Raw genomic sequence first — 18,376 nt, 5'->3', positions numbered from 1 at the left:
CGACGTGAGGATCACGCCTTCTTTACATTTGCGCAGGGACAAAAAAACGCCCCGCACTGCCGAAGGAAGCACGAGGCTGCTCAAGCAAAAATTGGTGGCTGGCTCAGCTCGATTGTTTCCGGTTGCGATAGATGCCCAGTGGCACCAGCACCGCAGTCATTACAAAGGCCACCAGTGCCCACTGTGCCAGCGACAGACCAAGCACCGGCGGGTATGGGGTGGAGCAAAACCCGTCGACCTGAAACCCCAGGGGGAACACGGCTGCCAACGGCAGACCATCGACGATTGGCTGCAACACATCAAGACCGCAGCTCACGGCCGGGTGAGCGAGGATATAGACGTGGCGCCCGGCGGCGGCAATACCACCGATGGCACTGAGCACCACCAGCACTTCAAACACGGTGAGGCTGCGCCGGCCAGGCATGGCTGCACCGATAAAGGCAAAGATCGCGATCAGCAGCAGTGCATAGCGTTGCAGGATACACAGCGGGCAAGGTGCCTCGCCGAGCACGATCTGCATGTACAGCGCGCCGCCGATCAGCGCCAGGCAGATCACCCCGAGCAGGACCAGGAAGCGTTTCTCCCGGCCCAGTTGCAACATGTCATTGGTCATCCCGCGTCCCTTTGCCTGATTATGTGTAAGCCGCACAGTTTACACCCAGACCCCGGGCCTGGATGTATCTGAACGTTGCAGGAAAAGTGGCGCAAGGGGATTAATGGGGGATTAAGGTCTTGCCTGCCTCTTGTAGCAGCCTTCGTTCCTCGGCAGCTACCACGCGCCCTACTTCAGCTCGGCTGCCGGGCCGAAGAACTCGTAGCGGCTTTGCTGCTCCGGCACACCCAGGGCTTTGAGATGACGCTTGACCGCCCCCATAAAGCCTTTTGGCCCCAGGAAGTAGGCATCCAGGTCACGCTCTTGCGGTAACCACTGAGCCAGTACTTCTTCGGTCAAAAGCCCTACATGATTTGCAGACTCGCCCTGCTCGTCATAGCAGTAGAAACGCTTCAATTGCGGATGCTGGTCTGCCAGTTCATCGATCCATGTGCGGAAGGCATGCACATCGGCATTGCGGGCACAGTGGATAAAGTGGATCGGGCGTTTTGTCGCCAGGGCCGCTTCAAGCATCGCCAGGGTCGGTGTTATGCCCACACCGCCACTGATCAGCACCAGCGGTTTTTCGCTATTGGCCAGGGTGAAGTCGCCCGCTGGCGGGAACAGCTCCAGGGTATCGCCCACATTCAGACGGTCGTGCAGGAAGTTTGACACCACCCCACCCTTCTCGCGCTTGACGCTGATACGGTAGCGACCGACCTGAGCCAGCGCCGACAGTGAGTAGTTGCGACGCACTTCTTCGCCATCGATCATGAGTTTCAGACCGATATACTGGCCCGGGGCAAAGTCGAGGATCGGTTGCTGGTCTACCGGGCGGAAGTAAAACGAAGTGATTTCAGCACTTTCCTGGATTTTGGCAGCCAGTTTGAACTCGCGCCCGCCGCGCCAGCCGCCGGGTGCTGCAGCTTTTTCGTCGTAGATGGCAGCTTCGGCACCGATCAGGATATCGGCCAACTGGTTGTAGGCCGCTCCCCAGGCGCTGAGCACTTGCGGGGTCGCGATGTCGCTGCCCAGCACTTCTTCAATAGCCCGCAGCAGGCAGCTGCCAACAATTGGGTAGTGCTCAGGGAGGATTTGCAACGCAACATGCTTGTTGATGATCCGGGCCACCAGATCGCCCAACTGGTCCAGCTGATCGATGTGCCGTGCATACATCAGCACGCCGTTGGCCAGTGCTCGCGGCTGGTCGCCACTGGCCTGGTTGGCCGGGTTGAACAGCGAACGCACTTGCGGGTATTCCGAAAGCATCATGCGATAGAAGTGGGTAATCAGTCCTTCACCGCCGCTTTCCAGCAGTGGCACGGTAGATTTAACGATGGCACGATCCTGAGCAGTAAGCATATGGGTGACTCCTGAGCACTTAGGCTTCAACAATTACCCTTTACTTATCAGTTTCCGTGCCAACAATTAAACCCTTTAAAATCAGCAAGTTAATACAAATATAGTCATTTTGACACGAGTTACTATATAGTCATAAAGACTACGCGAGGTCAAAATGACTGCAAAACTGCTACTGACCACCCTGCTGCCGCTGGTGGACGATCTGTCCCGTGATCTGCCCGAGAGCGAACGCTATCGCCGCTTGCTGCACGCGCTGCGCACCCTGCTGCCTTGCGATGCCGCAGCCCTGCTGCGACTGGATGGCGAATGGCTGGTGCCGTTGGCTGTTGATGGCTTGAGCCTGGACACCCTGGGGCGGCGCTTCAAAGTCAGCGAGCACCCGCGCTTTCAGGCTTTGCTCGCAAGTCCAGGGCCCACCCGTTTCCCCAGCAACTGCGAACTGCCAGACCCCTACGACGGCCTGGTCGACGGGCTGGCCGAACACCTGGAAGTCCACGACTGCATGGGCTGCCCGCTGTTTGTCGAAGAGCGCCCATGGGGGCTGCTAACCCTCGACGCACTGGATTCCAAACGCTTCGAGCCGGTCTCGCTGGATGACCTGCAGGCCTTTGCCAGCCTGGCTGCCGCTACGGTCAATGTGGCTCAACGGATCGAACGGCTGGCATTGCGGGTCGAGGATGAGCAGCGCAAGGCCGAACTCTATCGGCAAGCCAATGGCTCGCCCAACAAGGAGCTGATCGGCCAGAGCAAGGTGCACAAACGCTTGCTGGAAGAAATTGCCCTGGTGGGCGGCAGCGACCTGACGGTACTGATAACCGGTGAAACCGGTGTCGGCAAGGAGCTGGTGGCCCAGGCTATTCACGCAGCCTCGCCACGGGCAGACAAACCGCTGATCAGCCTTAACTGCGCGGCCTTGCCCGACACGCTGGTTGAAAGCGAACTGTTCGGCCATGTGCGCGGTGCCTTTACCGGTGCCACCAACGACCGACGCGGCAAGTTCGAGCTTGCCAACGGTGGCACGTTGTTTCTGGATGAAGTGGGCGAGCTGTCGCTGACCGTGCAGGCCAAGCTGTTGCGGGTGCTGCAAAGCGGGCAGTTGCAACGCCTGGGCTCAGATCAGGAGCACCGGGTCGACGTACGCCTGATCGCAGCCACCAACCGCGACCTGGCCGAAGAAGTGCGCAGCGGTCGCTACCGCGCCGACTTTTACCATCGCCTTAGCGTTTACCCGCTCAGGGTGCCAGCCTTGCGCGAACGCGGCCGTGATGTGTTGCTGCTGAGCGGCTTTTTCCTGGAGCAAAACCGCTCGCGCATGGGCCTGGGCAGCCTGCGCCTGAGTCCCGACGCGCAGGCGGCGCTGGTGCAGTATTCCTGGCCGGGCAATGTGCGCGAACTGGAACACCTGATTGGCCGCAGCGCCCTTAAAGCTTTGGGCAATTGCAGCTCGCGGCCGCGCATCCTGACCCTGACGGCGGCGGATCTGGATTTGCCGACCTCCGGCGCCAGCGCTGCGCCGATCGCCCCCCAGAGCCTGTCGGATGCCGTGGGCGACTTGCGCCAGGCCACTGAAAATTACCAGCGCCAGCTGATCAGCACCTGCCTGGAACGCCATCAGCACAACTGGGCCAGTGCGGCGCGGGAGCTGGGGCTTGACCGGGCAAACCTGGCCCGCATGGCCAAACGGTTGGGCCTGAAACCCTGATCCCGTAGCAGCTGCCGAGGAACGCAGGCTCGACAGCTGCAGGAACACTGCAACTGTGGGAGCGAGCCTGCTCGCGAAGGTCGTTCGCGAGCAGGCTCGCTCCCACAATAGGGCTTGACCTGCAACAGAGTATCTACAAGGGGATTTATGCCGGCCGGTTAAAGCCCGTAACATTCAGGTCGATAACCCCGTATCGCTCCCAGCACAGAAGATTTTTATGTCATCGAACAATGCCCGCGCAGACTCACTCTCCCTTCTGCTCTTCACTCTGCGCAGCGGCAAGTTGTTGGCGATCAACCTGCTCAAGGTCAGTGAAATCATTCCCTGTCCGCCGCTGACCAAAATGCCCGAGTCCCACCCCAATGTTAAAGGCATCGCCGTGTTGCGCGGCGCGGCACTGTCGGTAATCGACCTGAGCCGTGCCATCGGCGAGCAGCCGCTGCTCGACCCGGACGCTGGTTGCCTGATCGTCACCGATGTCAGCCGCTCCAAACAGGGGCTGCATGTGCAGGCGGTGAGCAAAATCGTGCACTGCCTGAGCACCGATATCCGTCCGCCGCCCTACGGCTCTGGCAAGCGCTCGTATATCACCGGTGTGACCCAGGTCGACGGTGTACTGGTGCAAGTGCTGGATATCGAAAAAGTAATCCACGGCATCGCCCCGGCCAAGGTCGAGGACGCCAGCGACAGCCTCAGCAAAGAAGAGTCAAAACTGCTGGCCAATGCCCGCATTCTGGTGGTGGATGACAGTCAGGTGGCCCTGCAACAGTCGGTCATTACCCTGCGCAACCTGGGCCTGCATTGCCACACCGCACGCAGCGCCAAGGAAGCCATCGAGCGGTTACTGGAGCTGCAAGGCACGCCGGATCAGATCAACGTGCTGGTGTCGGATATCGAAATGTCGGAAATGGATGGCTACGCCTTTACCCGTACCGTGCGCGACACCCCGGACTTTGCCCATCTGTATGTGCTGCTGCACACCTCGCTCAACAGCGCGATGAACAGCGAAAAGGCGCGCCTGGCGGGGGCCAATGCGGTGCTGACCAAGTTCTCTTCGCCGGAGCTTACACAGTGCTTGATCCTCGCCGCGCGCACGGTTGCCGAGCAAGGTTACTGAGTAGCATGAGCCAGTATTGCCTGTTGCTGCGCAAAGATTTGCGCCAGCCATTGCCACCGGCCCACTGGCCCCAGGGCTTCACCCTGGTGGCACTCACCGAGGAGCTGCTGCAACCGGTACATGCCCTGATCAGCCTGAGCCATACCGACGGCACCGGTAGCATCCAAACCCTGCAGGACTGGCAACACGGCCTGCAGCATGACCCCGAGTACGATCCCGCACTGTGTTTTGTGATCCTCCTGGAGGGCCAGGCCGTTGCGGTTGCCCAGGCCTGGACCAGCGCCTACCTCAAGGATCTGGCGGTACACCCGCACCACCGGGGCCGGGGCTTGGGCGGCGCACTGCTCAACCATGTCTTTGCCGTTTTCCGCCAGCGCCGTGAGGCTTGCCTGGATCTCAAGGTCATGGAGCACAACCACAACGCCCGGCGCCTGTACGACAAGCACGGCATGACCCTGATCCAGCGCGAGGCGCTTTAGCGCCGGGTTTGCCAGAACTCTTGCGCAAGCGAGCGCAAACCTGCGGCCAGCTCGGCGACATCCCCTGAATGGCGATGGCTCTGTTGCCCGGCATCCACAGTGACGTCACAGGCACTGCGAATCCCGGCGATATTACGGTTGATATCTTCACTGACCACGCTTTGCTCTTCGACCGCCGAGGCGATCTGCACACTCATCTCGGTGATCTTCTGAACTTGTGCACTGATCCCGTCCAGCGCGCAACTGGCCAGTTGGGTCTGATTGACACTGCTCTGAGCGTATTCACTGCTTTGCTGGATGACCTGCACCGCCGCCCGGGCACCTTCTTGCAGAGCGCTGATCATGGCCTGGATTTCACTGGTCGACTGCTGCGTACGCTGGGCCAGACCACGGACCTCATCGGCCACCACGGCAAAGCCGCGGCCCTGATCACCTGCGCGGGCCGCTTCGATAGCGGCGTTGAGCGCCAGCAAATTGGTTTGTTCGGCAATACTGCGGATCACTTCCAGCACCGAGGAAATATCGCTGCTGTGACTTTCCAGATGATGCACCACCTCGGTGGCTCGCTCCAGCTCCGTCGCCAGGTGCTGCACCGTGCTGCGGCTTTGCGTCACCAGCTGATGGCCTTCACGGGTTTCACTTTGCACCCGATCGGCTGCTTGCGACGCCTGCTGGGCGTTGATCGCTACCTGCGCCACACTCGCCGCCATTTCGTTGATAGCAGTGGCCACCTGATCGGTCTCCAACTGTTGATTCAAGGTGCTGGCATGGCTGCTTTGCAGATGCTGAACCAGTTCGCTGGCGTGCCCGGCCAATCGCTGCGAGGCATCACCGATACGCCCCACCACAGCGCCGACCTGGGCCTCAAGCATATGCAGGGCAAACTCGATCTGGCCGAACTCATCACGGCGCCCGGTATAAATCTGCTGGCTCAACGGATTGTCGCCAACGCCTTTGGCGCGACGGGTCAATGCATGCAAAGGCCGCAGCAACCAGGCAATGGCCAGCGAACTCAACAGACTGCCCAGCAGCCAGATCAACAGCCCGGCCTGTGCGTCAACGCTGGCCAGCCACAGCGTGCCCACGGCTGTAACGGCGCCAAATACGGCACTGACAAACAATGCCAGCCTGCCCCCCAAGCCAAGGCGCAAGCCGGCCGGCAACAGCGGCTTGCGCCCCGAGCGTAGAGCGGCGTAGTGGGCCTCGGCGACCGCGACACGTTCAGGAGTCGGGTGGGTACGCACGGATTGGTACTCGACGGTCTCGCCATTTTTCATCACCGGCGTGACATAGGCGCTGACCCAATAGTGATCACCGTTTCTGCAACGGTTTTTCACCATACCCATCCACGAGCGCCCCGCCTTGAGGGTCTGCCACATATGGCTGAAAGCGGCGGGCGGCATGTCGGGATGGCGCAGCAGGTTGTGCGGGGTGCCCAGCAACTCGCTCAGTTCATAACCGCTGACCTCGATAAAGTCAGGGTTGGCGTAGGTGATGGTGCTGTCGAGATCAGTGGTGGAGAGGATGTTGGCGTCGGGGGCAAAATCAACGGGTCGGCCGGTAATCGGTAGATTGATTTTCATGACGGGCGCGCTCGGATTATTAGAGAAGAGTCGGCAGGGTCGTCGACTCTAAGCGCACCTATTAAGCAAATACTGATCTGGCGCATGACTAAAGGAGTTAATCAGGCCTGAACAAACACTAATGGCATATTGCCACTTTTTAGGGCATAAAATTAGCGTTTGCCCATGGTTTTGCGGGTGCCATGAGGGGGCGCGTTAGGGGTTTTATCATGACCGCCGAGGCCGCTTTTTTGGTAGTACGCCTTGCCCTGGGACTTGGCCTTGGCAAACTCCGATGGCTTGAACGGAAAAGTGAACGCAGGAATGACCGGTTTTTCCGGGGTATCGAGGTTCTCGGTGCTCACGGCATCAGGAGCGGTCGTTGGTGTAGGAGAAGTCATGAAAGCTCCGATATACGGGAAATAAACAGGCCGGATGGCGCAAGACCGCCCAGTATACCTGCGCACCCTGTATAGGTTGCACTCGCTGGTCGTAAAAATAATCCAACCCGCGGTGAAAACCCGTGACGTAGCAGCTGCCGAAGGAACGAGGCAGCTGCTACAAACCTTAAAGCTGTCACAAATGTCAGTTAGCCGTCACCGTTATGACCGGGTCCACACGCTATAACCTTTCTATAAGCCCCCATTCCACGCACACGGCGTCTATCCGGCATGCCCAATAAAACCAAAAAAATCTTGCTGGGCACGCTGCTGATTGCCCTGATGGGTAGCAGCGTCTGGTGGCTCAATCGCCCGGCGCCCGGCAAATCGGCAGGTAGCGCGCCAGTGCCGGTGCGGGTCGTGCAAGTCCTGCAACAGGATGTACCGCGCTATATCAACGGGATTGGCGCCGTACTGTCGCTGCACAGCGTCATCATACGTCCGCAAATCGACGGCATCCTCACGGGTATTCGGGTCAAGGAAGGCCAGACGGTCAAGGCTGGCGACCTGCTGGCTACTCTCGATGACCGCTCGATAAAGGCCAGCCTGGATCAGGCCAGGGCCCAACTGGGACAAAACCAGGCGCAACTGCAGGTCGCATTGGCCGACCTCAAGCGCTATCAGTTGTTGAGCGTGGACAATGGCGTGTCCCGGCAAACCCTCGATCAGCAGCAAGCCCTGGTCAATCAGCTCAAGGCTTCGGCACAGGGTGATCAGGCGGCGATTGCCGCGGCACAGGTGCAGTTGTCCTATACGCAAATCCAGTCCCCGGTCAGCGGGCGCGTGGGCATTCGCGCAGTAGATGCGGGTAACTTTCTAAGGGTCAGCGATGCCCAGGGGCTGTTTTCCGTGACCCAGATCGCCCCCATTGCCGTGGAGTTTTCCCTGCCCCAGCAGCACTTGCCCCTGCTCCACGACTTGCTCACGGCCAAACAACCGGCCCGGGTCAAAGCCTTTGTAGGCAATACCGACAGCAGCGGCACGCAACTGGGCGAGGGCCGCCTTAGCCTGATCGACAATCAGGTCTCGGCAACCACCGGCACAATCAAGGCCAAGGCTCAGTTCGACAACTCCACGCAAAGCTTGTGGCCCGGCCAGCTGGTCAATGTCGAAATCCAGACCGGACTGGACCGCAACGCCCTGGTGGTGCCACCGCAAGTGGTGCAGCGCGGGCTGGATAATTACTTCGTCTACCGGGTCAGCGGCGACAAGGTCGAAACCGTTCCCGTGCAGCTGACTTTTCAGGACACCGAACTGAGCATCATCACCGGCGTCAACCCCGGCGACACACTGGTCAGCGATGGCCAGTCGCGGCTCAAGTCCGGCTCGCGGGTTGAAGTCCTGAGCGGGCCAACGGCTGCCCGGGTGCAGCCATGACCCGCAGCCGCTCGGTGTCCGCCTGGTGTGTCGATCACCCGGTCGCCACGGTATTGCTGACCTTCGCCCTGGTGCTGGTGGGGCTGATTGCCTTTCCCCGGTTACCCGTGGCGCCCTTGCCCGAGGCGGAATTCCCGACCATCCAGGTATCTGCGCAATTGCCCGGCGCCAGCCCGGACACCATGGCGTCTTCGGTGGCAACGCCCCTGGAGGTGCAATTCAGCGCCATCCCCGGCATGACCCAGATGACCTCCAGCAGCGCCCTGGGCTCGACCACCCTGACCCTGCAATTCACCCTCGACAAAAGCATCGACACCGCCGCGCAAGAGGTTCAGGCAGCGATCAACACCGCGTCCGGCAAACTGCCCAAGGACATGCCGACCCTGCCGACCTGGAAGAAGGTCAACCCGGCCGACAGCCCGGTACTGATCCTCAGCATCAGTTCGCTGCAGATGCCAGGCACTGAACTGAGCGATTACGTCGAAACCCTGCTGGCCCGGCAAATCAGCCAGATTGATGGTGTGGGCCTGATCAATATCACCGGTCAGCAACGCCCGGCGATCCGCGTCCAGGCCTCGGCCGACAAGCTGGCGGCCATCGGCCTGACCCTGGCCGATATCCGCCTGGCGATCCAGCAAACCAGCCTCAACCTGGCCAAGGGCGCGCTGTATGGCCCGTCGAGCATTTCTACGCTGTCGACCAACGACCAGTTGTTCGACGCGGATGAATATGGCCAGTTAATCGTCTCGTACAAGGATGGCGCCCCCGTGCAGCTACGGGATGTGGCACGGGTTATCAACGGTTCCGAGAACGACTATGTTCAGGCCTGGTCGGGCCACCAGCCGGGGCTCAACCTGGTGATTTCGCGCCAGCCGGGGGCCAATATCGTCGACACGGTAGACCGCATCCAGGCCGCCCTGCCCGGTCTGCAGGCCATGCTTCCGGCTTCGGTCGAAGTGACGGTGCTGAGCGATCGCACCAAGACCATTCGCGCCTCCCTGCATGAAGTGGAAATCACCCTGCTGATCGCCGTGCTGCTGGTGGTTGCGGTGATGGCGCTGTTTTTGCGCCAGTGGTCGGCCACGCTGATTGTGTCGGCGGTACTCGGCGTGTCGCTGATCGCCAGTTTCGCACTGATGTATGTGCTGGGCTTCAGCCTCAACAACCTGACGCTGGTGGCCATTGTGGTGGCGGTGGGCTTTGTGGTGGACGATGCGATTGTGGTGGTGGAGAACATCCACCGCCATCTGGAAGCCGGAGAAAGCATGCGCGACGCAGCGATCAAGGGCTCCAGCGAGATCGGCTTTACCGTGGTATCCATCAGCGTCTCACTGGTGGCCGCATTTATCCCGCTGCTGTTTATGGGCGGGGTGGTCGGGCGGTTGTTCAAGGAGTTCGCCCTGACCGCGACCTCGACCATCATGATTTCCGTGGTGGTATCGCTGACCCTGGCGCCCACACTGGCCGCGCTGTTTATGCGCACACCGGAACACAAGCCCGATGCCAGGCCGGGCTTTGGCGAGCGCCTGCTGGGCCTCTATGAAAAAGGCCTGAAGCGGGCCCTTGCGCATCAGCGATTGATGCTGGGGATTTTCGCCGTGACCCTGGCCATGGCTATCGCCGGCTATGTGTTGATCCCCAAGGGCTTTTTTCCGGTGCAGGACACCGGCTTTGTACTCGGCACCACCGAGGCGGCGTCCGACATTTCATTCCCGGACATGACGCAAAAGCATCTGGCGCTGGCCGAGATCATCGGCAACGACCCGGCCGTGCAGGCGTTCTCCCATGCCGTGGGCGTGACCGGCAGCAACCAGACCATCGCCAACGGCCGCTTCTGGATTGCCCTCAAGGACCGCGGCCAGCGCGACGTGTCGGCCAGTGAATTTATCGACCGCATTCGCCCGCAACTGGCCAAGGTGCCTGGCATCGTGCTGTACCTGCGTGCCGGCCAGGATATCAACCTCAGCTCGGGCCCCAGTCGTAGTCAGTATCAATATGTGCTCAAGAGCAACGATGGTCCGACGCTCACCACCTGGACCCAGCGCCTGACCGAAAAACTGCGCGCCAATCCGGCCTTTCGAGATCTGTCCAACGACCTGCAACTGGGGGGCAGCATCACCCATATCAGCATTGACCGTAATGCGGCGGCGCGCTTTGGCCTGACCGCCACCGATGTCGATGAAGCACTGTACGACGCCTTCGGTCAGCGCCAGGTCAATGAGTTCCAGACCGAGACCAACCAGTACAACGTGATTCTGGAAGTCGACGCGCAGCAGCGTGGCAAGGCCGAAAGCCTCAATTACTTCTACCTGCGCTCGCCGCTGACCGGGGAAATGGTGCCGCTGTCGGCCGTGGCCAGGGTCGATGCGCCCATCAGCGGGCCGTTGTCCATCAGCCATGACGGCATGTTCCCGGCCGCCAACCTGTCGTTCAACCTCGCCCCCGGCGTGGCCCTGGGCGATGCGGTGCTGATGCTCAATCAGGCAAAAAACGACATCGGCATGCCCGGCACCATCAGTGGCAACTTTCAGGGCGCCGCCCAGGCCTTTCAAAGTTCGCTGGCCAGCCAGCCGTGGTTGATCCTCGCGGCGCTGGTGGCGGTGTATATCATTCTGGGGGTGCTGTACGAGAGCTTTGTACACCCGCTGACCATCATCTCCACCCTGCCCTCGGCCGGGCTTGGCGCGCTGCTGATGCTGTGGATATGTGGCCAGGATTTCTCGATCATGGCGCTGATCGGATTGGTGCTGCTGATCGGTATCGTCAAGAAAAACGGCATCCTGATGATCGACTTTGCCCTCGATGCCCAGCGCACCCGTGGCCTGAGCCCCGAAGAGGCCATCTACCAGGCGTGTATCACGCGGTTTCGGCCGATCATCATGACCACTCTCGCCGCGCTGCTCGGCGCCCTGCCGCTGATGCTGGGCTACGGCACCGGCGCCGAACTGCGCCAGCCTCTGGGGATTGCCGTTGTCGGCGGGCTGCTGGTGAGCCAGGCGCTGACGCTGTTTACCACGCCGGTCATATACTTGTGGCTTGAACGACTGTTCCATCGTTCCAAACCCGTCAGCTTGCTGGCGACGAATCACTGAGGCGGGTCATGCGCGTTCTGATTATTGAAGATGAAGAAAAAACCGCCGACTACCTGCACCGCGGCCTGACCGAGCAGGGTTACACAGTGGATGTGGCCCGCGACGGCATCGAAGGTCTGCACCTGGCAATGGAGAGCGATTACGCCGTGATCGTGCTCGATGTGATGCTGCCTGGCCTCGATGGCTTTGGCGTACTGCGGGCCTTGCGCGCGCGCAAGCAAACCCCGGTGATCATGCTCACCGCCCGCGAACGGGTGGAAGACCGCATACGCGGGTTGCGCGAAGGCGCTGACGATTACCTGGGCAAACCGTTCTCGTTCCTGGAGCTGGTCGCCCGCCTGCAAGCCCTGACCCGCCGCAGCGGCGGTCACGAACCGGTGCAAGTGACCGTCGACGACCTGTGGATAGATCTGATCAGCCGCAAGGCCAGCCGCGCCGGAGCCCGCCTGGACCTGACCGCCAAGGAGTTTTCATTGCTCAGCGTGCTGGCCCGTCGTCAGGGCGAGATCCTGTCCAAGACCGCCATTGCCGAGATGGTCTGGGACATCAATTTCGACAGTGACGCCAACGTGGTCGAAGTGGCGATCAAACGCTTGCGCGCCAAGCTCGACGGGCCATTCGAACACAAGCTGCTGCACACCATTCGCGGCATGGGCTACGTGCTGGAGCGGCGCAGTGTTTAAGCGCCCCGCCGCCCTGAACTCCATCGCCATGCGCCTGAGCGCAATGTTCGCCCTGGTGGCATTACTGGTGTTTGTGCTGATTGGTGGAGCGCTGTACCAGCAGGTCGACAAAAGTATCGGCCGCCTGCCTGAAGCAGAGCTGGATGCCCGCTACAGCGTGCTTGAGTCATCGATCAACCGCTACGGCAACGCCGAGCACTGGGCCAAGATGAGCACCAAGCTCAAGCTGCTCAGCGAAGAGGACAAACGCATCCGGTTTTGGGCGATCAGTTCAGACCCGGCCTATGAGTACGGCAACCCCGAGGCAGCCGTGCGCAAATTTGCCCAAGGACCCGTGGGCGTGCGGGACTTGCGCCTGCCCGGCCAGGCCTACCCGTTCAAAGTATTGATCAGCGAAATTCCAGCCAAAGAGCAGCGCCCGGCGCTGCGCTTTTTGATTGCCATCGATACCCAGACCTTTCGCCAGACCCAGCATCACTTGCTGCTTGCCCTGATAAGTCTGGCAACGATTGGCGTACTGCTGGCCTCATTGCTCGGCTATTGGGTGGCGCACATCGGCCTCAAGCCGCTGATCAAGCTGTCTGAAGAAGCGCAAAAGCTGGCTCCACCGCGCCTGTCGGGGCGTTTGCACCTGGCACCGCTGGCTCCGGAATTGGACCAACTGGTCAGTGCCTTCAATTCGACCCTGGACCGCGTCGAGCAGGCCTGGACCCGGCTGGAGTCATTCAATGCGGATGTGGCCCATGAACTGCGTTCGCCGCTGACCAATCTGATTGGCCAGACCCAGGTGGCGCTGACGCGGGGGCGTTCGGCCGAGCATTACTTTGAAGTGCTGCAGTCGAACCTCGAAGAGCTTGAGCGCCTGCGCAGCATCATCAACGACATGCTGTTCCTGGCCAGCGCCGATCAGGGCAGCAAGGCCAGCAAGCTGTCGAGCGCCTCCCTGGCTGATGAAGTGGCGACCACCCTGGAGTATCTGGAGTTTATTCTTGAAGACGCCCGGGTTGTGGTGCGGGTCAGCGGCGATGCCCGGGTCAATATCGAAAAACCCCACCTGCGCCGGGCGCTGATCAACTTGCTGAACAATGCCGTGCAGCACACCGAAGCCGGGCAAACGATCGAGGTGTCGATCGAGCAGAATTCCGGGCGGGCCATAATCAGCATCAGCAACCCCGGCCTACCGATTGCCGCAGAACACTTGCCGCGCTTGTTCGAGCGTTTCTACCGGGTGGACGCGGCCCGCCACAACAGCGGTGCCAACCACGGGCTGGGGTTGGCCATCGTCAAGGCGATTGCACAGATGCATGGCGGCGAGGTGTTTGTGCACAGCGACGGCGGGCGCAATACATTCGGGTTGGATCTGCCCGCTTGACCTGTAGCACTGTAGATACTCTGTTGCAGGTCAAGCCCTATTGTGGGAGCGAGCAGGCTCGCTCCCACAGTTGCAGTTTTCCTGTAGCTGCCGAGGCTCTAGTCCACGGCCCTCGCATTTGTTACTCAAAACGCAAAAGCCCTTGTCTAAAACAAGGCTTTTTCGCCCCTGCCTGGCGCTATAGATTTAACCCATCACACAGCACTTGCTAAGCAAGAAGGTCTTTGAAATGTCCAGCAGTATGGGTATGGCTAGCGTTTTCGTTTTGTCGTCTTTGTTGTTGTCGCCTTTGGCCATGGCGGAAGAGTCCCCTGCATTCGTCGCACAAAATGCGGCCCGCGCGGCATCGTTTGAACAGCATCAGTCAGAGCTGACAGCACGCCATCAAAACGACGCAAAACCGCAGCCTACACAGGCAAAAGCCAGTGTTTCCGATCAAGCCAAAGACAGCTGATTGCTCACTCGCAGACTTCCCGACCCAGTCGGTCATCTGTCACACATGTGACTGACTGTTTCAAAAGCCGCTATCATAGCGGCTTTTTTTTGTTTTAAAAAAAGCGCTGCCAACACTGGGAGCCCTTCGAACAAGAACAGAATTTGCAAAGAAAATAAAAACTGCCGCCACTTTCAAGGAGCAACAAACTGGTGAAGTACTCACACAAACTCAGTCCGTTATTCATTGCCCTGGCTGCAACGATCCCCACCTACGCCCACGCCGACGAAGACTCAACCAAAGACGGTTTTATCGAAGGTTCCAGCCTTAAGATCCACGCCCGCAATTACTATATGAACCACGATATCCGCAGCCCCCATGCTGATGACAGCAAGGAATGGGGCCAGGGTTTTGTCGGCAAGTTCGAATCGGGCTTCACCCAGGGTACGGTAGGTTTCGGCCTGGATGCCTACGCCTTGCTCGGGCTCAAGCTCGATGGCGGTGGTGGCACCGATGGCAGCAGCATCCTGCCAGTCAGTGATGGCAACGGCAAAGCGCCTACCGCCTTTTCGTCTGCCGGTGCCGCACTGAAAATCCGCGCTTTCGATACCGAGCTCAAAGCCGGTGATATGTTCCTCACCAATCCGGTAATAGCCGGCGGTGAAACCCGCATGTTGCCGCAGACCTTTCGCGGTGTCAGCCTGACCAACACCAGCTTCGAAGGCTGGATGTTCGAAGGCGGCCAGGTCAGTTTTGAAAAACCTTACAACCAGAGTGGCATGCGCCGCCTGACCACCACCTACGGTGACCTGGGCGATCAAAGCAGCAAGCACATCACCTGGGCCGGCGCGTCCTGGAGCGGCGTGCCAGAAATCACCAGCAACCTCTACGCCGCCCAGTTGCAGGATATCTGGAACCAGTACTACTACGACTTTGACTACACCTGGGAGATGAGCGAGGGCATCACCCTCAACCCCGGCCTGCACTACTATCACACCCAGGACACCGGCAAGGCCCTGCTGGGCGATATCGACAACAACACCTTCAGCCTGCACCTGGCCCTCGGCATTGACGGCCACAAGGTGACCGCGGTGTACCAGCGGGTCAATGGCAACACGCCTTTCGACTATATCTATCAGGGCGACAGCGTTTACCTGGACAACTCGCAGCAATATTCGGACTTCAACGGCCCGAACGAGCGTTCCTGGAAGCTGCAATATGAGTATGACTTTGCCGGCCTCGGAATCGCCGGCCTGACCGCCAGTGCGTCGTATTCACGGGGTGAGCTGGACCTGACCAAGGCCGACCCCGACAGCATCGGCTACAGCAACTGGTACAACCCGGAAGGCAAGAACGCCCATCACTGGGAACGCGACCTGGGCCTCAAGTACGTGATCCAGGAAGGCAAGGCCAAGGATCTGGCAGTGACCCTGCGCTGGGCCACCAACCGCGGCAACACGGCCTACCAGAGCGTGGACAGCGATGTGGATGAGTATCGGGTGATCATCGACTATCCTATTGATGTGTTTTAATCCATGAACAAAGGGCCAGCGTAAAGCTGGCCTTTTCATATGATTGCGTTCATTTTATGGGGCCGAACCCAGGGCGACAATGAGCATGGCCATCAAGCATATCTTGCGCAGTAACGTGCTGACCCTACGCCTGCTGATCGGCGCCACAAGCGTTTCAATCATTGCCATTCTGAGCATCGTCAGCTTCCTGCTGGTACGCGAACACCGCACCGCAGAACTGGCCGCCATCCGCACTTCCCTCAATATCGTGCAGTTGGTCGGGCGTGACGTTCAAAACACGGTAAATCTCTACGACTCAGCGCTCAACGCACTGATCGACGTATCAAAACGCAGCGACCTGAACAGTGTCTCCCTGCCGCTGAAACATATGCTGTTGTTCGATAAAGCCGAACAGACCCCGGCCAATGGCGGCTTTTACCTGCTCAATGCCCAAGGCGACCTGGTCGCCGACTCACGCACTGAAGTCAGCCCCAAAGAAAACTTCAGCCACTGGCCAAGTTTTGTGGAGCACCGTGACTCCAACAGCCCCAACCTGTTTATCCCCCACCCTTTTGACTCAGCTGAAAACGATGGCATTTGCTGCATCAGCTTCAGCCGGCGGATTTCCGGGCCTGACGGCAGGTTTCTCGGCGTCGCGGTGGCGCAGATGAAGCTGGACTATTTCAAGACCCTGTTCCAGAGGCTCGACCTGGAACCCCATGGATTTATCCGACTGATCAGTACTGATGGCACGCCACTGACCCAGCATCCCGAACCGGCATCCGCCGACGCGCACACCAACCTGAGCAACAACCCCGTGTTTGTCCGCGTTCTGCAAGAACACAGAGGCAGTTTTATCGCCTTCTCCAGCATTGATGGCGATGAGCGGCTGTACAATTTTTCCGAGGTCGGTGACCTGCCGTTGATTGTGGTGGTCTCACTGGCCACTGAGGATGTGTTCAGCGCCTGGAGGCGTAACGCCATTTTGGTCGGTATCGGTACGCTCATGTTATGTAGCGCCCTGCTTGTCCTCACCTGGTTGCTGGGCCGTGAATTGCATTTGCGTCAACGCGCCGAGCGCCAGCTCGAAGCGCTGGCAACCACCGACCCGCTGACCGGGCTGGCCAACCGCCGCAAGCTGGACCAGACCCTGGAACAGGAATGGCGGCGGGCGCAGCGCTCAGGCAAGCCGCTGTCGCTGATCATGTTTGACATTGACCATTTCAAGAATTTCAACGACACCTATGGCCATCAGGACGGTGACGAGGCCTTAAAACGTGTGGCACGGACTATCCAGCAGTGCATGCACCGCTCCACCGATCTGGCGGCCCGTTATGGTGGCGAAGAGTTTGCAGTGGTGCTGAGCGATACCGATGCCAGTGGCGCGTACAACCTGGCACAGAGCATCCGCCAGGCCGTCGAACAACTGGAACCGTTGACGCCCTCCCATCGCCGGCTCACCACCAGCATGGGGGTCAGTACCCGCCAGGTTAAACCTGGCGACCAGCTAGCAGGCTTGATCAACAGCGCCGATCAGGCCCTGTATCAGGCCAAGAAGGCCGGGCGCAATTGCGTAATCAGTGCAGCAGAGTTGTCCTGAGTGAGTGCCAGCCTTGAATGAAAGGCCCGCTGTACATGGTTTTTTCTTCAGAGGGTCAAGCCATTAAATATCATCTGCGCACACCGGTTATCACCCGCCGCATGCTGGTCTGGGCCAGCGCCTTGTCGGTGGTTGCGATTGTGAACATCGTCGGCTACCTGCTGGTCAGGGAATACCGCAATACCGAAGATGATGCGGCTCGCTCTGCCTTGAATATCGTGCAGCTGATCAGCCGTGATATCCGCAATACCATTTCCACCTATGACTCGGCGCTCAACAGCCTGGTCAGCCTGGTGCAAAGCCAGGCGCTGGCCTCGCTTTCGCCGCAGACACAACAACCCCTGCTTTTCGACAGAGCGGCCGAGGCGCCGTCCAATGCCGGTTTTTTTGTGCTGGATGCCGACGGCAAGGTGATTGCCGGCTCACGCCCGGTCGAGCCCCTGCTCAACAACGCTCGCCAACAGTCCTGGTTCAAGGTTCATCTCAAGGGGCAAACTGAAGGCATCTTTATCAGCCGCCCCTTGCCTGCCAGCGATGCCCCCAATGACTGGAGCCTGGTACTCAGCCGCAGGATCACTACCCCGGACGGCAGGTTTGGCGGCGTCGCCGTGGCCCTGATGAAGATGAGCTACTTCCAGAACCTGTTTCGCGGCCTGGACCTGGGCCCGAAGGGTAATATCAGCCTGGTCAGCAGCGAAGGCATCATGCTGATCCAGTACCCGGCCACCACCATGTTCTATACCGGCCAGGACCTGGGGCACACGCCGATCTTCCTGCGTTTTCTGACCGAGCGCCACGGCAGCTTTACCGCCGTGTCCGGTATCTATCACCTGCAGCGCCTCTACAACTTCGCCCAGATCAGCGAGTTACCCTTGCTGGTGGTGGTGGCTTTGTCCACCGAGCATATATTCAGCAACTGGCGACACACGGCCCTGTTGATCGGCAGCGCAACCCTGCTGCTGTGCCTGGGCCTGCTGTGGCTGACCTGGCTGCTGGTACGCGAATTGCGCCTGCGCCAGCGCGCCGAAGGCGAACTCGCGGCCCTGGCCGCCAC

The 18,376-nt window shown here is 59.9% G+C and carries 15 protein-coding genes and 1 pseudogene; 11 read left to right on the top strand and 5 right to left on the bottom strand.

From position 1 onward, the window contains the following. Window positions 1-103: 103 nt before the first annotated feature. Window positions 104-613 carry a disulfide bond formation protein B gene (locus GHO03_RS15345; RefSeq protein WP_095001518.1) on the bottom strand — a complete coding sequence of 170 codons (510 nt, stop codon included), beginning with the start codon at window positions 611-613 and terminating at the stop codon, window positions 104-106. A gap of 168 nt (window positions 614-781) precedes the next feature. Continuing rightward, window positions 782-1,954: an NO-inducible flavohemoprotein gene (hmpA, locus tag GHO03_RS15340; protein WP_133144794.1), complete on the bottom strand. Its 1,173-nt coding sequence runs from the start codon at window positions 1,952-1,954 to the stop codon at window positions 782-784. Window positions 1,955-2,108: 154 nt separating this feature from the next. Here hmpA and norR point away from each other — a divergent pair, with 154 nt between their 5' ends. From norR to GHO03_RS15325, 3 genes are all read left to right on the top strand, one after another. Beyond that, window positions 2,109-3,656 (top strand): nitric oxide reductase transcriptional regulator NorR, encoded by a 1,548-nt coding sequence (norR, locus tag GHO03_RS15335; protein ID WP_133144793.1) that lies wholly within the window; start codon window positions 2,109-2,111, stop codon window positions 3,654-3,656. A gap of 217 nt (window positions 3,657-3,873) precedes the next feature. Further along, complete coding sequence (locus tag GHO03_RS15330; protein WP_095001521.1) at window positions 3,874-4,773, top strand: chemotaxis protein; 900 nt, start codon at window positions 3,874-3,876, stop codon at window positions 4,771-4,773. A gap of 5 nt (window positions 4,774-4,778) precedes the next feature. After that, on the top strand, window positions 4,779-5,252 hold the full coding sequence (locus GHO03_RS15325) for a GNAT family N-acetyltransferase (RefSeq protein WP_133144792.1): 474 nt from the start codon (window positions 4,779-4,781) through the stop codon (window positions 5,250-5,252). Here the strand turns inward: GHO03_RS15325 and GHO03_RS15320 are convergent. The 3 genes and pseudogenes from GHO03_RS15320 to GHO03_RS15315 all read right to left on the bottom strand — a co-directional run bounded on the left by GHO03_RS15320 (window position 5,249) and on the right by GHO03_RS15315 (window position 7,215). Then, complete coding sequence (locus tag GHO03_RS15320; protein ID WP_370688595.1) at window positions 5,249-6,295, bottom strand: methyl-accepting chemotaxis protein; 1,047 nt, start codon at window positions 6,293-6,295, stop codon at window positions 5,249-5,251. The two genes, GHO03_RS15325 and GHO03_RS15320, sit on opposite strands and share 4 nt — an antisense overlap. Window positions 6,296-6,553: 258 nt before the next feature. Next, window positions 6,554-6,835: pseudogene (locus GHO03_RS25875) on the bottom strand (PAS domain-containing protein); the annotation flags it as partial. 152 nt (window positions 6,836-6,987) lie between these two features. Continuing rightward, window positions 6,988-7,215 carry a hypothetical protein gene (locus GHO03_RS15315; RefSeq protein ID WP_095001524.1) on the bottom strand — a complete coding sequence of 76 codons (228 nt, stop codon included), beginning with the start codon at window positions 7,213-7,215 and terminating at the stop codon, window positions 6,988-6,990. A 270-nt stretch (window positions 7,216-7,485) separates the two neighbouring features. Here GHO03_RS15315 and GHO03_RS15310 point away from each other — a divergent pair, with 270 nt between their 5' ends. The 8 genes from GHO03_RS15310 to GHO03_RS15275 form a co-directional block, all read left to right on the top strand. Beyond that, window positions 7,486-8,631: an efflux RND transporter periplasmic adaptor subunit gene (locus tag GHO03_RS15310; RefSeq protein WP_095025446.1), complete on the top strand. Its 1,146-nt coding sequence runs from the start codon at window positions 7,486-7,488 to the stop codon at window positions 8,629-8,631. After that, entirely contained in the window at window positions 8,628-11,723 is a 3,096-nt protein-coding gene (locus GHO03_RS15305) for a multidrug efflux RND transporter permease subunit (protein WP_095018300.1), read from the top strand. The genes GHO03_RS15310 and GHO03_RS15305 overlap by 4 nt, the downstream gene beginning before the upstream one ends. Window positions 11,724-11,731: 8 nt before the next feature. Next, entirely contained in the window at window positions 11,732-12,406 is a 675-nt protein-coding gene (locus GHO03_RS15300) for a heavy metal response regulator transcription factor (protein WP_095001527.1), read from the top strand. Window positions 12,407-12,434: 28 nt separating this feature from the next. Continuing rightward, entirely contained in the window at window positions 12,435-13,778 is a 1,344-nt protein-coding gene (locus tag GHO03_RS15295; RefSeq protein ID WP_095018366.1) for a heavy metal sensor histidine kinase, read from the top strand. Between the two features lie 229 nt (window positions 13,779-14,007). Then, window positions 14,008-14,232: a hypothetical protein gene (locus tag GHO03_RS15290; protein WP_095020348.1), complete on the top strand. Its 225-nt coding sequence runs from the start codon at window positions 14,008-14,010 to the stop codon at window positions 14,230-14,232. A gap of 191 nt (window positions 14,233-14,423) precedes the next feature. Beyond that, window positions 14,424-15,743, top strand: coding sequence for an OprD family porin (locus GHO03_RS15285; RefSeq protein ID WP_095031980.1), 1,320 nt, complete (start codon window positions 14,424-14,426; stop codon window positions 15,741-15,743). Between the two features lie 85 nt (window positions 15,744-15,828). After that, the gene (locus tag GHO03_RS15280; protein WP_153400150.1) at window positions 15,829-17,322 is read left to right on the top strand and encodes a GGDEF domain-containing protein; all 1,494 of its coding nucleotides are present in this window, start codon (window positions 15,829-15,831) and stop codon (window positions 17,320-17,322) included. A 35-nt stretch (window positions 17,323-17,357) separates the two neighbouring features. After that, window positions 17,358-18,376, top strand: a 1,019-nt coding sequence (locus GHO03_RS15275; protein ID WP_256668618.1) for a cache domain-containing protein, incomplete at its 3' end; no start/stop codon positions are given.

This window comes from Pseudomonas sp. FSL R10-1339, assembly GCF_009600545.1.
In the GTDB taxonomy this organism is placed as follows: domain Bacteria; phylum Pseudomonadota; class Gammaproteobacteria; order Pseudomonadales; family Pseudomonadaceae; genus Aquipseudomonas; species Aquipseudomonas bubulae.
This window is presented reverse-complemented; position numbering and strand designations above follow the sequence as displayed.

What these genes read in the sequence shown, in the direction of transcription:
- GHO03_RS15330 (WP_095001521.1), top strand. Translation starts at nt 3,874, where the DNA reads ATGTCATCGAACAATGCCCGCGCAGACTCACTCTCCCTTCTGCTCTTC.
- GHO03_RS15315 (WP_095001524.1), bottom strand. Translation starts at nt 7,215, where the DNA reads ATGACTTCTCCTACACCAACGACCGCTCCTGATGCCGTGAGCACCGAG.
- GHO03_RS15310 (WP_095025446.1), top strand. Translation starts at nt 7,486, where the DNA reads ATGCCCAATAAAACCAAAAAAATCTTGCTGGGCACGCTGCTGATTGCC.
- GHO03_RS15325 (WP_133144792.1), top strand. Translation starts at nt 4,779, where the DNA reads ATGAGCCAGTATTGCCTGTTGCTGCGCAAAGATTTGCGCCAGCCATTG.
- hmpA (WP_133144794.1), bottom strand. Translation starts at nt 1,954, where the DNA reads ATGCTTACTGCTCAGGATCGTGCCATCGTTAAATCTACCGTGCCACTG.
- GHO03_RS15305 (WP_095018300.1), top strand. Translation starts at nt 8,628, where the DNA reads ATGACCCGCAGCCGCTCGGTGTCCGCCTGGTGTGTCGATCACCCGGTC.
- norR (WP_133144793.1), top strand. Translation starts at nt 2,109, where the DNA reads ATGACTGCAAAACTGCTACTGACCACCCTGCTGCCGCTGGTGGACGAT.
- GHO03_RS15290 (WP_095020348.1), top strand. Translation starts at nt 14,008, where the DNA reads ATGTCCAGCAGTATGGGTATGGCTAGCGTTTTCGTTTTGTCGTCTTTG.
- GHO03_RS15300 (WP_095001527.1), top strand. Translation starts at nt 11,732, where the DNA reads ATGCGCGTTCTGATTATTGAAGATGAAGAAAAAACCGCCGACTACCTG.
- GHO03_RS15280 (WP_153400150.1), top strand. Translation starts at nt 15,829, where the DNA reads ATGGCCATCAAGCATATCTTGCGCAGTAACGTGCTGACCCTACGCCTG.
- GHO03_RS15295 (WP_095018366.1), top strand. Translation starts at nt 12,435, where the DNA reads ATGCGCCTGAGCGCAATGTTCGCCCTGGTGGCATTACTGGTGTTTGTG.
- GHO03_RS15345 (WP_095001518.1), bottom strand. Translation starts at nt 613, where the DNA reads ATGACCAATGACATGTTGCAACTGGGCCGGGAGAAACGCTTCCTGGTC.